The organism is Rhizobium sp. ZK1 (assembly GCF_047782645.1).
Classification (GTDB): domain Bacteria; phylum Pseudomonadota; class Alphaproteobacteria; order Rhizobiales; family Rhizobiaceae; genus Rhizobium.
This window is the reverse complement of record NZ_CP180586.1, coordinates 2,643,380-2,659,783: the sequence shown is the minus strand read 5'-3', so window position 1 is coordinate 2,659,783 and position 16,404 is coordinate 2,643,380. Positions and strand designations below refer to the sequence as shown.

Below are 16,404 nucleotides of genomic sequence, written 5' to 3'. Positions count from 1 at the left end.
TATGCTGAGAACGTTCGATCTTGTGCTCATCGGCGTCATGACGGCGGCAGCCGCCGTTACCTACACGATCAAGCACCGCGCCGAGCTGAAGCTCGAGGAGGTTCAGCGCCTCGAAGCGGAGATCAAGCTGGAGAAGGATACGATCGACCTCCTGAAGGCCGATTGGGCGCTGCAGTCGCAGCCGAACCGGCTGGAGCGCCTCGTCAATGCCTATAACAGCGAGCTGCAGTTGCAACCGACGGATTCGACCGCACTTGCCCACGCGCGCGAGCTGCCGATGCTGAAGTCGCAGGTTCCTCCGCCTGACGTTACTGAAGCCAAGGCTGGAGACGCCAAGGCAGGCGCCAAGCTGGGTGTTGCTGCCAAGTCTCAGCCGATCCCGATGCCGGCGCCGCGAGAGGCCGAAGACGCGGACCAGATCGAAACGGGAGCGGTGGAATAATGTCCTTTCTTTCCCGCATCATGGTACTGAAGAGTCAGGCGCATTTTTCCGCCGGCGTCTACAATCGTTTCGGCGCCCCCTCCGGCATGGCAATCGAAGGCTCGCGCAAGCGCAAGGCCGGGCAGGCCAAGAGCCGCGTCGGCCTGCTCATCGTCGGCTTTACCGCCCTTTATGCCGTCATCGGCGCCCGTATGGTCGAATATGCGATGAAGGAGCCGGAATCGGTCTCGTCCATCCTGCCGCCCGATCGGCTGATGGCATCGCGCCCCGATATTATCGACCGCAACGGCGAAGTGCTGGCAACCGATATCCGGACCGTTTCGCTGTTTGCCGAACCGAACAAGATCGTCGATACGGACGAGGCCGTCGAGAAGCTGCAGACGGTGCTTGCCGATCTCGACGCCAAGGACACCTATAAGAAGCTCTCGAACCGCACCTCGCATTTTGCCTGGCTGCGTCGCCAACTGACGCCGAAGCAGCAGAGCCAGATCCTGGCGCTCGGCATTCCCGGCATCGGTTTCAGGCCGGAGAAACGCCGTTTCTATCCGGGTGGCGCGACGGCTGCGCATATCCTCGGTTATGTCAACATCGACAACCGCGGCGTTGCCGGCATGGAGAAATATATAGACGACCAGGGGCTTGCCGATCTTGCCTCGGTCGGCATGACGAGCAACCAGTCGCTGGAGCCGGTGCGCCTTTCGATCGATGTGCGTGTGCAGGCGATCGTGCGCGATGTCGTTGCCGATGCCGTGGTCAACTACAAGGCCAAGGGCGCCGGCGCCGTTGTGCTTGATGCCCATACGGGCGAGGTGCTCGCCATGGCGTCTGCACCGGATTTTGATCCGAACAATCCGCAGGAGGGTTCCAAGGACGGCTGGCTGAACCGCATGTCGAACGGAACGTTCGAGATGGGCTCGACTTTCAAGACCTTCTCGACCGCTATGGCGATCGACAGCGGCAAGGTTTCCCTGAAAGACAGTTTCGACGCCACCAACCCGATCCGCATCGGCGGCTTCACGATTCGCGATTTTCATGGCCAGCGCCGCTGGCTGACGGTTCCGGAAATCTTCGAGTATTCTTCCAATATCGGCACGGCGAGAATGATCGATATCGTCGGCATGGAAATGCAGAAGGATTATCTGACGCGTTTTGGGCTGTTGACCAAGATGCAGACCGAGTTGCCGGAAGTGAAGATGCCGAGCCAGCCGCGTGTCTGGAAGAAGATCAACTCCATCACGATCTCCTTCGGCCATGGTGTGGCAACCACGCCGCTGCAGACGGCGGTTGCCGGTGCCGCCCTCATCAACGGCGGCAAGTTGATCGAGCCGACTTTCCTGCCGCGCAGCCGCGAGCAGGCCGATGAAGTGGCCGAGGTCGTCGTCAAGAAGAGCACGAGCGACGATATCCGCTATCTGTTCAAGCTCAACGGCAAAAAGGGCTCCGGCCGCAACGCCGACGTGCCGGGTTTCAATGTCGGCGGCAAGACCGGTACGGCCGACAAGGTGGTCAACGGACGCTACGCCAGCAATCTGAATTTCAACGCCTTTCTGGCGGCTTTCCCGATCGACAATCCAAGATATGTGGTGCTGACCTTCTGCGATGAACCGCTCGATGGCGAACAGCATCAGCGTATCGCCGCCTATACGGCGGCACCCATGGTCAAGAACATCGTGCGCCGTGCAGCCCCCATCCTCGGTGTCGAACCGGAATTCGGCGAAGACGGCTCGGCCTTGTTGGTGTCTTATTGAGTGTGAATCAATATCGGTGTCGATTCGTAAGGGGCGGTCGACCTGAACCAGAGAAGTGCATTCGATGAAATTGCGGGACCTCGCCGGAAATGCGTTTCCGGAACTCAAAGCTGAACTCGATGGGCCGGCCGGCGTGCTGGAGATTTCCGGTCTGTCTTCCGATAGCCGCAAGATCGCGCCCGGCATGGCTTTCGTGGCGATTGCCGGCTCCAAGGCCGATGGGGCAGGCTTCATTGCCGATGCTGTTGCCAAGGGTGCTGCCGTCGTCATCGCATCGCACGCAGTCGAAACCCGCGCGCCGGTTCTGGTCGTTGCCGAACCGCGCCGTTTCCTCTCCGTTGCCGCCTCGCGTTTCTACGGCCGCCAGCCGGCGACGATGGTCGCGGTGACGGGTACCGCCGGCAAGACCTCGGTTGCCTCCTTCGTCAGGCAGATCTGGGCGCATGCCGGCCACGCTGCCGCCATGATCGGCACGACCGGCGTCGTTTCGCCGACGCGCAACGAATATGGCTCGCTGACGACGCCCGATACCGTATCGCTGCACCAGCTGCTTGCCGAACTCGCCGACGAGGGCGTCACGCATGCTTCTATGGAGGCCTCCAGCCACGGGCTCGACCAGTATCGCCTCGACGGCGTGAAACTTGCCGCCGCCGCATTCACCAATCTCGGCCGCGACCATATGGATTACCATCCGACGGTCGAAGACTATATGGCCGCCAAGATGCACCTCTTCGACCGGGTGCTGCCGAAGGGTTCGCCCGCCATCATCTTCGCCGATGATCCATGGTCTGAGCAGGCGATCAAGGTGGCGACGGCTGCGGGCCATGACGTTCGCACGGTCGGGCGCAAGGGCAGCTATCTGACGCTGAAGCGCGTCGAGCATTTCCGCCACAAACAGGTTGCGGAAATCCATGCCGAAGGCGAGATCTTCGAGGTCGATATTCCGCTTGCCGGCGATTTCCAGATCGCCAATGCGCTGGTTGCCGCGGCCCTTGCCATGTCCACGGGTGTTCCGGCGAAGCTCGCGATGGCCGCGCTCGAAAAGCTGCAGGGCGCGTCCGGCCGCCTGGAGCTGGTCGGCCATACCAAGGATGGCGCGCTTGCCTATGTCGATTACGCCCACAAGCCGGACGCGCTGGAAAATGTGCTAAACTCGGTGCGTCCGTTCACGACGGGCCGCGTCATCGTCGTGTTCGGCTGCGGCGGCGACCGTGACCGCGGCAAACGACCGATCATGGGCGAGATCGCCTGCCGGCTTGCCGATGTCGTGATCGTCACCGATGACAATCCGCGCTCGGAAGAGCCGGCGGCGATCCGTGCCGAGATCATGGCGGCGGCGAAATGCGCTTCCGAGATCGGCGACCGTGCAAAGGCGATCCGCGAGGCGGTCCTGCAGCTGAAATCCGGCGATACGCTGATCGTTGCCGGCAAGGGACATGAAGAGGGGCAGACGGTCGGCAGCGTCACGCTGCCGTTTTCCGATCATGCCGAAGTGCGCAAGGCTTTGGAGGAGCGGGTACCATGAACTGGCTCTGGACCACCGAAGACATGGTTGCCGCGATGGCGGGCCGTCCCTTCGGTTCGCTGCCGCAGGGCATTACCGGCATTTCCATCGACAGCCGCTCGATCGCGCCGGGTGAGGCTTTCTTCGCGATCAAGGGCGACCGTGTCGACGGGCATGACTTTGCCTCGATGGCCGTTGCCAATGGTGCGGCTCTGCTCGTCGTCAGCGAAGGCCGTCTGCCGGCCATGGGGCGCCTGACTGTGCCGATGATCGTGGTCGAGGACGTGCTTGCTGCCCTCGGCAAGCTGGGGCAGGCGTCGCGCGAGCGCTCGCGGGCAAAGATTATTGCCGTTACCGGTTCGGTCGGCAAGACGACGACCAAGGAGATGCTGCGCCATGTGCTGTCTCCCTCGGGGAAGGTGCATGCGTCGGTCGCCTCCTTCAACAATCACTGGGGTGTGCCGCTGACCTTGGCGCGCATGCCGATCGACACCTATTTCGGTGTCTTCGAAGTCGGCATGAACCATCCGGACGAGATCCGGCCGCTGGTGAAGATGATCCGCCCGCATGTCGCCGTCATCACGACGATCGCGCCGGCCCATCTCGGCAATTTCCAGAACGTCCAGGAAATCGCTGCCGCCAAGGCAGAGATCTTCGAAGGCCTGGAGCCGGGCGGTGACGTCGTTCTCAACCGTGACAATGAGCAGTTCAGTTTCCTGGAGCAGACCGCCCAGGCGCTCGGCATCCAGAAGATCCATTCCTTTGGCCAGCATGCCAAGGCGGAATTCCGCCTTGCCGAGTTCAACGGCTCGGACGAAAGCTCGACGCTCTGGATGACTGTCGGTGGCGAGACCAAGGAAGTGCGCATCGGCGCACCGGGCCGCCACATTGCTGAAAATGCGCTGGCAGCGTTGGGCGTTGTAACGATCGTCGGCGCCAGCCTCGACAAGGCAATCGACGCGCTCGCGACGCTGAAGCCGGAGAAGGGCAGGGGCAAGCGCTACAGGCTGCCGATCGGCAATGGCAGCTTCACGCTGATCGATGAAAGCTATAACGCCAATCCGGCCTCCATGCGCGCGGCGATCGCGCTGCTGGCATCGGCCGAGCCGACCGGCCGGGGCCGCCGCATCGCCGTTCTCGGCGACATGCTGGAGATGGGCGAGTTTGCCGAGCAGGTCCATACGGATCTCGCAGGTCCGCTGCTCGCTGCCGGTCTGGAACATGTCTGGCTCGCGGGGCCCGAGATGGTGGCGCTGAAGGGCTCGCTTCCGGAGAGCGTCGCGGTCGAGCATCGCGAGACGACGGAAGAATTGTTGGAATTCGTTTTGAACTCGGTCGCACCTGGCGACGTGTTGATGGTGAAGTCGTCTTTGGGGATCGGTTTCGGCAAGATTGTTGCCGCGCTCCTTGACAAGTACCCGCCAGTTTCAGACACGCAACGCGATCTATGATCGGGGAAAAGGGGCTTTGAATGCTGATTTGGCTGGTTGAACTGTCGGAATATTTCAAATTTCTGAATCTGTTCAGGTACATTACCTTCCGTGCGGGTGCCGCGCTTTTCACCTCCGCTCTCACCGTTTTCCTCTTCGGGCCTGCTATCATCAATTCGCTGCGCATCCGGCAGGGCAAGGGTCAGCCGATCCGCGCAGACGGGCCGCAGACGCATTTCAAGAAGGCCGGCACCCCGACCATGGGTGGCTTGATGATTCTCGCCGGCATTGTCGGGGCATCGCTGCTCTGGGCCGATCTTTCCAACGTCTATGTTGTCGCCACCCTGCTCGTGACGCTCGGTTTTGGCGCTATCGGCTTCTATGACGACTATCTCAAGGTTACGAAGCAGAGCCATAAGGGCTTTTCCGGCAAGGCGCGCCTCGGCATCGAATTCATCATCGCCGGCATCGCCGTCTATTTCATGATGCGCACGGCATTGGCCTCCGGCCCTGCCGGCTCGACTTTCGGCTCCTCGATCGCATTCCCGTTCTTCAAGGACTTCATGATCAATATCGGCATCATGTTCGTTGTCTTCGGCGGCTTCGTCATCGTCGGCGCCGGCAATGCCGTGAATCTCACCGATGGTCTCGACGGCCTCGCCATCGTGCCGGTGATGATTGCCGCTGCCGCGTTCGGCATCATCGCCTACCTCGCCGGCAATGCGGTCTTTGCGAATTACCTGCAGATCAATTTCGTGCCCGGCACCGGCGAGTTGGCCGTGGTGCTCGGGGCGGTTATCGGCGCGGGCCTCGGCTTCCTGTGGTTCAACGCTCCGCCGGCCGCAATCTTCATGGGCGACACCGGATCGCTCGCGCTCGGCGGCACGATCGGCACGGTTGCCGTTGCCACCAAGCACGAGATCGTCATGGCGATTGTCGGCGGTCTGTTCGTCATCGAGACGCTGTCGGTCATCATCCAGGTCGGCTTCTTCAAGATGACCGGCCGGCGCGTCTTCCTGATGGCGCCGATCCACCATCACTTCGAAAAGAAGGGCTGGACGGAAAGCCAGGTGGTCATCCGTTTCTGGATCATTGCGGTCGGCCTTGCCATGATCGGTCTTTCCACGCTGAAGCTGCGGTGAGGCGGTCATGATCCCCGTCACGACGCTTGCAGGAAAAAAGGTCGCTCTCTTCGGTCTCGGCGGCTCGGGCCTCGCGACGGCCAAGGCGCTGGTTGCCGGTGGCGCCGATGTCACGGGCTGGGACGACAATCCTGACAGTGTCGCGAAGGCTGCGGCAGACGGTATCGTTACTGCCGATCTGCGTACGATCGACTGGAGCGCGCAGACGCTTTTCGTGCTTTCGCCTGGCGTGCCGCTCACCCATCCGAAACCGCACTGGACCGTCGATCTCGCGCGTGCCGCGGGTGTCGATATCTTCGGCGACGTCGAGCTCTTCGTGCGCGAGCGCCGCGCGCATGCTCCCGATTGCCCGTTCATCGCCATCACCGGCACCAATGGCAAGTCGACGACGACGGCGCTGATTGCCCATATCCTGAAATCGAGCGGCCGCGATACACAGCTTGGCGGCAATATCGGCACGGCCGTGCTGACGCTCGATCCGCCGAAGGCCGAGCGCTATTTCGTCGTCGAATGCTCATCCTATCAGATCGACCTTGCGCCGACGCTCAATCCGTCCGCCGGCATCCTGCTCAACCTGACGCCCGATCACCTCGATCGCCACGGCACGATGCAGCACTATGCCGATGTCAAGGAACGGCTTGTCGCCGGCAGCGATGTCGCCATCGTCGGCGTCGATGACAGCTTTTCGGTGCTGATTGCCGACCGCGTCGAGCGGGCAGGGGTGAAGGTGGTGAGGATTTCCCGCCGCAATGTGCTGGCTGACGGTATCTACGCCGAAGGCACCAAGCTCATCCAGGCAGCAAGTGGGGCGATGCTGCCCTTCGTCGATCTCGACGGCATACAGACGTTGCGCGGCAGCCACAATGCGCAGAATGCCGCTGCTGCGGTCGCTGCCTGCCTTGCCGTTGGCGTCTCCGCCGAGGAGATCCGTGCGGGTTTGGCATCCTTTCCCGGCCTCAAGCACCGCATGCAGCCGGTCGGCCGGCGCGGCAATGTTGTCTTCGTCAATGATTCCAAGGCGACCAATGCGGATGCTGCAGCACCGGCGCTTTCGAGCTACGATCGCATCTACTGGATTGCCGGCGGATTGCCGAAGGCCGGCGGCATCACCACGCTTGCACCTTATTTCCCGCGCATCGCCAAGGCCTATCTGATCGGCGAGGCGGCGGCGGAATTTGCCGCGACGCTTGGCGAGGCGGTGCCTTACGAAATTTCAGGGACGCTGGAGCGGGCAGTCGTGCATGCGGCGGCGGATGCCGAAAGGGATGAGGCCGACCCTTTGGCTGTGATGTTATCCCCGGCTTGCGCAAGCTTCGATCAATATAAGAACTTTGAAGTCAGGGGCGATGCCTTTGTCGGCCATGTGGCCGCCCTTGACGGCGTGACGATGCTGATCAATTCGGCAACAGGAGGCAAATGACATGGTGAGCCGCGCGGAACGTGGAGCATTGGCCGATTGGTTCTGGACCATCGACCGCTTTTTCCTGGCCTTGTTCCTGTTCCTGATGGGCATCGGCTTCATGCTTTCATTTGCCGCTTCGCCGGCGGTTGCCGAGCGTATCGGCCTGGAGCCTTTCCACTTCGTCAAGCGCCACGCGGCCTTTATGATCCCGTCGATCAGCGTGATGCTCGGCCTTTCCTTCCTGACGCCGCGCCAGGTGCGGCGCACAGCGATCATCCTGCTGATCGTGGCACTCGCCATGATGCTTCTGGCGTTGTTCTTCGGCATCGAGGTCAAGGGGTCCCGCCGCTGGGTCACGCTTGCGGGTGTTTCGATCCAGCCGTCGGAATTCATGAAGCCGGCCTTCGTCGTGGTCTGCGCCTGGCTCTTTGCCGAGCATGCCCGCCAGCCAGAAATTCCGGGCAATCTCTTCGCCATCATTCTGTTCGGCATTGTAGCAGCCCTTCTCGTCGCGCAGCCTGACCTTGGTCAGACGATCCTGACGACGGCGGTGTGGGGCGGCATGTTCTTCATGGCGGGCATGCCGTGGCTCTGGATCATCGTGCTGGGTGCGGGCGGTGCGGGAGGCCTGGTGACCGCCTATTATGTCTTCCCCCACGTGGCAGGCCGAATAGACAAGTTCCTGACCGGCGAAGGTGATACGTTCCAGATCGATACTGCCCGTGAAGCGATCATCCGTGGCGACTGGTTCGGCCAGGGTCCGGGCGAGGGCATCGTCAAGCGCATCATTCCGGACGCCCATACGGACTTCATCTTTTCGGTTGCGGCCGAGGAATTCGGCATCGTCTTCTGTATCGCACTCGTTGCCATCTTCACTGTGCTGGTGCTGCGCGGCCTGTCGCATGCTTACCGCGAACGCAACGACTTCAACCGCTTTGCCGTCGCCGGGCTCGTGCTGCAGATGGGTATCCAGTCGATCATCAATATCGGCGTCAATCTCGAATTGCTGCCGGCCAAGGGCATGACGCTGCCGCTGATTTCCTATGGCGGTTCGTCGATGGTGGCGATCTGCGTGACGGCCGGCTTCATTCTGGCGCTGACGCGCCATCGCCCGGAAAAACGTGCGCAGGACCGGAGCCTCTTCCGCGTGCCGCACGGCATGCCGGCGGAGTAAGGGAATTATGAGCAAGGGCATCGTCCTTCTTGCCGCCGGGGGAACCGGCGGCCACGTCTTTCCGGCAGAAGCGCTGGCCTTCAAGCTTAGGGAGCGCGGTTATTCCGTGCATCTCGTCACCGACAGCCGTGCGGAGCGCTATGCCGGCAAGTTCCCGGCCGATGAAATCCATGTTGTGCCGTCGGCGACGATCGGTTCGAAGAACCCGGTCGCCGTTGCCCGCTCGCTCTGGAAGCTCTGGACCGGTATGCGCGCCGCAAAGCGGTTGATTCAGCGGCTGAAGCCTGTGATCGTCGTGGGCTTCGGCGGCTATCCGACCGTGCCGCCGTTGCTCGCCGCCACGCGCCTCGGCGTTCCCTCGATGCTGCATGAGCAGAATGCCGTTATGGGCCGCGCCAACAAGGCGCTGGCGCCGCGCGTCAGGGCGATTGCCGGCGGTTTCCTGCCTGAGAGCGGCGGACCATTTTCCGACAAGACGGTCGCGACCGGCAATCCCGTGCGCCCGGCGATCCTTGCCGCGGCCGAGCAGCCCTATGTGCCTTCGCATCCCGGTGAGCCGTTCAATCTCGTCGTCTTCGGCGGCAGCCAGGGCGCGCAATATTTCTCCAAGGCGATGCCGACGGCGATCAGCCTGCTCGACGATGCGCTGCGCGCGCGGCTGAGGGTAACCCAGCAGGTTCGCCCTGAGGATATGGAGACGGTGCGCGGGTGCGTGGTGCAACTGCAGATGGCTGCGGATATTGCCCCGTTTTTCAACGACATGGCGGAGCGTCTTGCCAAGGCGCATCTGGTCATCTGCCGTTCGGGCGCCTCGACGGTTTCGGAAATCTCGGTCATTGGCCGTCCGGCCGTGCTGGTGCCTTATCCGCATGCGCTCGACCATGATCAGGCGGCCAATGCCGCAGCGCTTGCGGCGACCGGCGGAGCCAAGGTGATCGCCCAGTCAGAGCTTTCGCCGGAGCATATCGCGTCCATCCTGACGCATGTGATGAACGATCCGGAAAAGCTTGCCGGCATGGCTGTTGCCGCCAAGCGTGCGGGAAAACCTGACGCGGCGAACTTGCTTGCCGACATGGTTGAGGCTATTGCCGCCGGCAAGACAGTTACAGAATTCAAGGGGGCACGCGCATGAAGCTGCCAAAGGCGATAGGCCTTGTCCATTTCATCGGCATCGGCGGTATCGGTATGAGCGGTATCGCCGAGGTGCTGCATAATCTCGGCCATAGGGTGCAGGGATCGGATCAATCCGACAGTGCCAATGTCCAGCGCCTGCGCGACAAAGGCATCGAGGTTTTCGTCGGCCACAGGGCGGAAAACCTCGGCGATGCCGAAGTCGTCGTCGTTTCTACCGCGATCAAGAAGAGCAATCCGGAACTCATTGCCGCGCGCGAAAAGCTCTTGCCGGTCGTGCGCCGCGCCGAAATGCTGGCCGAGCTGATGCGCTTCCGCAATGCGATCGCCATTGGCGGCACGCACGGCAAGACGACGACCACCTCGCTTGTCGCCACACTGCTCGAGGCCGGCGGGCTGGACCCAACCGTCATCAATGGCGGCATCATCAATGCCTACGGCACGAATGCGCGCATGGGCGAGGGCGAGTGGATGGTGGTCGAGGCGGACGAATCCGACGGTACCTTCCTGAAGCTGCCGGCCGATGTGGCCGTCGTCACCAATATCGACCCCGAACATCTCGACCACTACGGCAATTTCGATGCCGTTCGCGCCGCCTTCCGGCAGTTCGTCGAGAATGTGCCTTTCTACGGCTTCGGCGTCATGTGCCTCGATCATCCCGAGGTTCAGTCGCTGGTCGGCCGTATAGAGGACCGCAAGGTCATCACCTACGGTGAAAACCCGCAGGCCGATGTGCGCTTCATGAATGTGCGCATCGACGGCACGCGCTCGATCTTCGATGTCGAAATCCGCCGCCGCCGCACGGGGCAGGTCATTCGGCTCGACGATCTCATCATGCCGATGCCTGGCCGTCACAATATTTCGAATGCGACTGCGGCCGTAGCCGTGGCCAACCGGCTTGGCATCTCCCGCGAGGATATCGCCAAAGGGCTTGCCTCCTTCGGTGGTGTGAAGCGTCGCTTCACGCTGACGGGCGAATGGAACGGCGTGCAGATCTTCGACGATTACGGCCATCACCCGGTCGAGATCAAGGCGGTGCTGCGCGCCGCCCGCGAAGCCTGCAAGGGCCGGATCATCGCGGTGCACCAGCCGCACCGCTACACACGCCTGTCGAGCCTCTTCGAGGAATTCGCGGCCTGCTTCAACGATGCCGATAGCATTTTCATCGCGCCGGTCTATGCCGCGGGTGAGGATGCGATCGAGGGAGCGGATTCGGAATCGCTCGTTTCCCGCATCAAATCGGGTGGCCATCGTGATGCACGTTTCCTTCCTTCGGCGGAAGCTCTACCTCAGATGGTGGCAGAGATTGCAAAGCCCGGGGACTTTGTGGTTCTGTTAGGGGCTGGTAGCATTACATATTGGGCAGCAGCGCTGCCGAAGCAGTTGCAAGACCTTTCAGGAAAGTCCGCATGAAACAGGTTAACGGGGAAAAGCTTCTTGCCTCTCTCGGAGAAGGCGTAAAGGACATTCGCGGCCGACTTACGCCGGATGCCCCCATGGATCGCGTCACCTGGTTCCGCGCCGGCGGTCTGGCCGAGCTGATGTTCCAGCCACATGACGAGGAAGACCTGATCGCCTTCCTGAAGATATTGCCGGATGAAGTGCCGCTGACGGTGGTCGGCGTCGGCTCGAATATCCTGGTGCGCGATGGCGGCATTCCGGGCGTCGTGCTGCGCCTGTCGGCCAAGGGCTTCGGCTTTGTCGAACTCGCCGGCGAAAACCGCATTCTTGCCGGCGCCATCTGCCCGGACAAGCATGTGGCGGCCATGGCGATGGACAACGGCATTGGCGGTTTCGCATTCTATTACGGTATTCCCGGCGGTATCGGCGGTGCTGCTCGCATGAATGCCGGCGCCAATGGCTCCGAGACGAAGGATCGCGTCGTCGAGGTCCGCGCAATCGACCGGAAGGGCAACAAGCATGTCCTGACGAATGCCCAGATGGGCTATTCCTATCGCCACTCTGATGCTGCGGATGATCTGATCTTCACCTCGGTGCTGTTCGAGGGCTATGCCGACGACCGTGCCAAGATCCGCGCCGAAATGGATGCCGTGCGCAATCACCGCGAGACGGTACAGCCAATTCGCGAAAAGACCGGCGGCTCGACTTTCAAGAACCCCGAGGGTCATTCGGCCTGGAAGCTGATCGATGAAGCGGATTGCCGTGGTCTGGTCATCGGCAGCGCGCAGATGTCGTCGCTTCACTGCAACTTCATGATCAACATGGGGCAGGCGACGGGCTACGATCTCGAATATCTGGGCGAGGAAGTGCGCCGCAAGGTTTTCGAAATGTCAGGCATCAAGCTCGAATGGGAAATCAAGCGTCTCGGCCTTTTCATGCCCGACCGTGAGGTTCGCCCCTTTCAAGGCGTGACGTCAGAGTAAGCTTCAAAGCGTGTGCGATCTTTCAGATCCGCTTGGCACGCTTTAACTCCTTGTTTGACGCATGTCGTTGTCGCAAAACCGCTGCACACTTTTGCGCGACATGCTCTAATACTACAGTTGCGGTTTACCGGAAATCATGATTCACTTCCCGCATTTGGCGGGAGGGAAGTTCAATGTCGGTTGCGGGTTGGTCCGGGTCGGTTCTGGCGTGGCATCGTGAGCTCGATGCCTTGAAGGTGCGGTTGGGCTCGGTCTTTGGTCGCCGAGAATTGCGCGCATCGTGCGGTGCCTTTCTGGATGGGTTGTTGTCGGGAGTAGAGCGCAAGACTGGCTGGCTGATGGCGGAACAGGCAGGACTGGAGCGCCCTTATCGGATGCAATCGCTGCTGGGGCGCAGCCATTGGGATGCTGACGCATTGCGCGATACGGTTCGCGCTTATGCAATAGAGTCTCTCGGTGACGCGGACGGCGTTCTTGTGGTCGATGAGACCGGCTTCCTGAAGAAAGGCGCCCATTCAGTCGGTGTCGCACGACAATATTCCGGCACGGCCGGCCGGATCGAGAACTGTCAGATCGGTGTTTTCCTTGCCTATGCAAGCCGCTACGGTCAGACCCTGATCGATCGGCAACTTTATCTACCGAAGGAGTGGGCCGAGGATGAAGCCCGCCGTGCTTCGGCTCATGTCCCCCAGTCCCAAGCCTTCGCGACCAAACCGGCCATTGCAGCCAAGCTCATTGCCGATGCGCTGGATGCCGGCGTGCCTTGTGCCTGGGTATTGGCGGATGCGCTTTATGGTTCGGATTCCAAGCTGCGCCGGATGCTGGAAAGCCGTGGCCAGCCTTATGTTCTGGCAGTGCGCTCCAATCATTGCCTGCGCTTTGTGCGTGAGCAAGGGATCGAGCAGACCGATCCCGAAACGATGGCTGATGAGTTGAAACCGGAGGTTTGGCAGAGCCATGCAGCAGGCGAAGGTGCCAAGGGTCTTCGGCTTTATGATTGGGCCCGTATTCCTCTCAGCTCTCGCCCGGATCCACAATGGGAGCGCTGGCTTCTGATCCGGCGCAGCCGACGCGAACCCGATGCGCGCGCCTATTACTTTGTCTTTGCGCCCGCCGGTACCGAATTGAGCGAATTGGCGGGCGCTGCCGGGCTGCGTTGGACCGTGGAAGAATGCTTCCAGCGTGCGAAGGACGATCTCGGCCTGGATCATTGCGAAGCGCGATCCTGGCATGCTTGGAAGCGGCACATGACGCTCGTCATGGCAGCCGCTGCATTCCTCGCCAAACTCGGCGCCGATCTACGCCGCACCGCTGCTGGCAAACCGAACGAAACGAGTCCAAACCCGCCAATCGCCGCCTGACCAACACCATGGCCTTCGTGCCCAGCGTCGCAGAGATCCGCTATCTGATCAAACGCCTCCTGCTACAGCCCCCGATTAGAGTTCGCCTCATCTTGGCATGGTCACTCTGGCGACGCAGGCATCAAGCATCCGCAATGCTTTCTCACTACAAAGCAAGGCATCAAACGCAACTGTAGTACTAGAGCGCCGCAAGCCTAAGGCCTTCGCCCGGCGTGACAACGGGCGACCAGCCCAGCACGTCGCGGGCGTGGGATATATCGACCTGCAGCGAGCCGCAGAGACGCTGATAGACGGCTTCCTTTCCGGTGATCCTGGCTGCCATGTGCATCAGGGACGGCGGGAAGGGCAGCAGCATCGGTTTGACGGAGAGACCTGCGGCAATGCCTTCGATCAGCGCGGGCGTCGAAAGATCCTCGCCATCTCCGGCAAGGAAGGTTTCGCCGGCGGCGGCGGGATGGCGCATGCAGGTGATGATCAGGTCGACGAGGTTCTGCACTGCGACCAGCGTGCGGCGGTTTTTCAGCGAGGCAAAGGGCAGCGGCAGTTTCTTGCGGACAAGCCCGACAAGCAGCGCGAAGTTGCCGCGCGCGCCGGGACCGTAGACCAGCGGCGGGCGGACGATGACAACCTCCATGCCGGTGCGGGCGGCGATCTCGCGCAGGCCGATTTCGCTTTCCATCTTGGAGATGCCGTAGGGATCGAGGGGCTTCGGCGTGTCGTCGTGCCTGAACGGCCGGTCGTTCTCTTCGCCGTTGACCTTGATGGTGCTGATGTAGACGAATCGTTTCACGCCCGCGCGGGCGGCCTGTTCGGCAAGGTTCAGGGTGGAAGCGGTGTTGGCGCGGCGGAAGTCCGCCAGCGGATCGGCCGAACGATCGTTCATGATGTGAACGCGGGCGGCGAGATGGACGACGACGTCGACGGCGTCCAGAGCTGCCGTCCAGTCGGTCTTCTCGGTGATATCGACCGGGAAATGCCTGATATCGGACGGGAAGGCTGATGTCGCGGAACGTGTCGTGACCGTTACGTCGCAAATCCGCTCTCTGTGCAGCCGTTCGACAAGCGGACCGCCGACGAAGCCGGCTGCGCCGGTGACGAGGCATCGCATGATCTTCTCCCTGTTCGCCCGTAGAGGACTTGGCTAACCGGAAGCGCTGGCTGCATCAATAAAAAAAGCCGCGACGGCGGGCGGCGCGGCTTTTTGTTCAGATGGTAAGTGGCTCAGACTTCTTCGCGGCCCGACAGCAGGATGCAGATCAGCGAGATCGCAGCCGAGGCGGCGAGGTAGTAGCCGACATAGTTGAGGCTGTAATTGGTTGCGAGCCAGGTGGCGATATAGGGAGCAAGCGAAGCCCCGAAGATGCCGCCGAGGTTGAAGGTCATCGAGGCGCCGGTGTAGCGCACCATGGTCGGGAAGGGAGCTGCCAGGGCAGCGCCGATCGGACCATAGGTGAAGCCCATCAGGCCGAGGCCGATGATCGAGCATAGAACCGCGCCGGTCAGGCCTGCCGTCAGCAGGCTCGCATAGAAGAAGCCGAAGACGGCGATGGCGATCGTCGTCAGGATCAGGATCAGGCGACGCGAGTAGCGATCCGACAGCCAGCCGGAGAGCGGGATCGTCAGGCCGAAGAACACGACGCCGACGAGCTGGATGACCAGGAACTGCTCGCGCGAATAGCCGAGTTTCGTCGTGCCCCAGGACAGCGTGAAGACCGTCATCAGGTAGAAGAGCACGAAGGTGGCGACTGCGATGAACGTGCCGAGGATAAGGCTGCGCAGGTGGCCGCGGAAGACGGTCGCGATGGGAACGGCGACGCGCTCGTGCTTTTCGACAGCCTTCTGGAATTCCGGCGTTTCGGCGATCTTCAGGCGGACATAGAGACCGACGGCGACGAGCGCGAGACTGGCGATGAAGGGAATGCGCCAGCCATAGGCCAGGAAGTCCTCGTTGCTCATGGTCTCCGCCAGGATCAGGAAGAAGCCGGAGGAGAGGATGAAGCCGATCGGCGCGCCGAGCTGCGGGAACATGGCGTACCAGCTGCGCTTGCCGGGAGGTGCGTTTTCCGTCGCGAGCAGCACGGCGCCGCCCCATTCGCCGCCGAGGCCGAGGCCCTGGCCGAAGCGGCACAGCGCGAGCAGCAACGGAGCGGCGATGCCGATCGCATCATAACCCGGCAGGATGCCGATCACGACGGTCGACAGGCCCATGGTCATGAGGGCGGCCACGAGCGTCGCCTTGCGGCCAACCTTGTCGCCGAAGTGGCCGAAGACCACGGCGCCGAAGGGGCGGGCGAAGAAGGCGATCGAGAAGGTCACGAGCGACTGCAGGAGTGCGGAGGTCGGATCGCTTGAGGGGAAGAAGAGGTGCGGGAAAACGATGACGGCTGCCGTCGCGTATACGTAGAAGTCGAAGAATTCGATGGTGGTGCCGATGAGGCTGGCAATCAGGACGCGTGCCGGAGAATTGACCTGCGCGCTGGTCGAAGGGCTCGGCGATACGGAGATCGCTTCTGTCATGTTCATTCCAATCAGTATTTTATCGATTTGCTTGGGAGCCGCCGCTCTTAACGCAATTTTAAGGCTGAGAAAATGCCCGGATACGCAAGAATATGACGCGAACGACATTATCCGCCGGTGTGACCGGTTTGCCTCGACGGAGGCTCCGTCTCCCAGGCTCGGCGTTTTT

The 16,404-nt window shown here is 61.7% G+C and carries 13 protein-coding genes; 11 read left to right on the top strand and 2 right to left on the bottom strand.

The genetic code is table 11. The features are described 5' to 3' along the window. Window position 1 precedes the first annotated feature (1 nt). The 11 genes from ACK9YZ_RS13750 to ACK9YZ_RS13700 all read left to right on the top strand — a co-directional run bounded on the left by ACK9YZ_RS13750 (window position 2) and on the right by ACK9YZ_RS13700 (window position 13,718). Window positions 2-442, top strand: coding sequence for a hypothetical protein (locus ACK9YZ_RS13750; RefSeq protein ID WP_416064192.1), 441 nt, complete (start codon window positions 2-4; stop codon window positions 440-442). Then, entirely contained in the window at window positions 442-2,190 is a 1,749-nt protein-coding gene (locus ACK9YZ_RS13745; RefSeq protein WP_216755219.1) for a peptidoglycan D,D-transpeptidase FtsI family protein, read from the top strand. The genes ACK9YZ_RS13750 and ACK9YZ_RS13745 overlap by 1 nt, the downstream gene beginning before the upstream one ends. Before the next feature lie 64 nt (window positions 2,191-2,254). Then, the gene (locus tag ACK9YZ_RS13740) at window positions 2,255-3,715 is read left to right on the top strand and encodes a UDP-N-acetylmuramoyl-L-alanyl-D-glutamate--2,6-diaminopimelate ligase (RefSeq protein WP_416064191.1); all 1,461 of its coding nucleotides are present in this window, start codon (window positions 2,255-2,257) and stop codon (window positions 3,713-3,715) included. Then, the gene (locus ACK9YZ_RS13735; protein WP_416064190.1) at window positions 3,712-5,145 is read left to right on the top strand and encodes a UDP-N-acetylmuramoylalanyl-D-glutamyl-2,6-diaminopimelate--D-alanyl-D-alanine ligase; all 1,434 of its coding nucleotides are present in this window, start codon (window positions 3,712-3,714) and stop codon (window positions 5,143-5,145) included. Before ACK9YZ_RS13740 ends, ACK9YZ_RS13735 begins: the two co-directional genes overlap by 4 nt. A 20-nt stretch (window positions 5,146-5,165) precedes the next feature. Further along, window positions 5,166-6,266, top strand: a complete 1,101-nt coding sequence (gene mraY / locus ACK9YZ_RS13730) for a phospho-N-acetylmuramoyl-pentapeptide-transferase (protein WP_183731091.1) — start codon at window positions 5,166-5,168, stop codon at window positions 6,264-6,266. Between the two features lie 7 nt (window positions 6,267-6,273). Then, entirely contained in the window at window positions 6,274-7,686 is a 1,413-nt protein-coding gene (gene murD, locus ACK9YZ_RS13725; protein WP_416064189.1) for a UDP-N-acetylmuramoyl-L-alanine--D-glutamate ligase, read from the top strand. Between the two features lies 1 nt (window position 7,687). Further along, window positions 7,688-8,842, top strand: a complete 1,155-nt coding sequence (gene ftsW / locus ACK9YZ_RS13720) for a putative lipid II flippase FtsW (RefSeq protein ID WP_216755215.1) — start codon at window positions 7,688-7,690, stop codon at window positions 8,840-8,842. Between the two features lie 7 nt (window positions 8,843-8,849). Further along, on the top strand, window positions 8,850-9,974 hold the full coding sequence (gene murG / locus ACK9YZ_RS13715) for an undecaprenyldiphospho-muramoylpentapeptide beta-N-acetylglucosaminyltransferase (protein WP_216755214.1): 1,125 nt from the start codon (window positions 8,850-8,852) through the stop codon (window positions 9,972-9,974). Then, on the top strand, window positions 9,971-11,386 hold the full coding sequence (murC, locus tag ACK9YZ_RS13710) for a UDP-N-acetylmuramate--L-alanine ligase (RefSeq protein WP_416064188.1): 1,416 nt from the start codon (window positions 9,971-9,973) through the stop codon (window positions 11,384-11,386). Before murG ends, murC begins: the two co-directional genes overlap by 4 nt. Next, a complete protein-coding gene (gene murB, locus ACK9YZ_RS13705; RefSeq protein WP_216755212.1) occupies window positions 11,383-12,357 on the top strand; it encodes a UDP-N-acetylmuramate dehydrogenase in 975 nt (324 codons plus the stop codon). The genes murC and murB overlap by 4 nt, the downstream gene beginning before the upstream one ends. A 173-nt stretch (window positions 12,358-12,530) precedes the next feature. Further along, a complete protein-coding gene (locus ACK9YZ_RS13700) occupies window positions 12,531-13,718 on the top strand; it encodes an IS701 family transposase (RefSeq protein ID WP_216755744.1) in 1,188 nt (395 codons plus the stop codon). Between the two features lie 178 nt (window positions 13,719-13,896). Here ACK9YZ_RS13700 and ACK9YZ_RS13695 read toward each other — a convergent pair whose 3' ends face one another. Beyond that, on the bottom strand, window positions 13,897-14,826 hold the full coding sequence (locus tag ACK9YZ_RS13695) for a UDP-glucose 4-epimerase family protein (RefSeq protein WP_416064187.1): 930 nt from the start codon (window positions 14,824-14,826) through the stop codon (window positions 13,897-13,899). 113 nt (window positions 14,827-14,939) lie between these two features. Beyond that, complete coding sequence (locus ACK9YZ_RS13690; protein WP_216755210.1) at window positions 14,940-16,235, bottom strand: MFS transporter; 1,296 nt, start codon at window positions 16,233-16,235, stop codon at window positions 14,940-14,942. Window positions 16,236-16,404 lie beyond the last annotated feature (169 nt).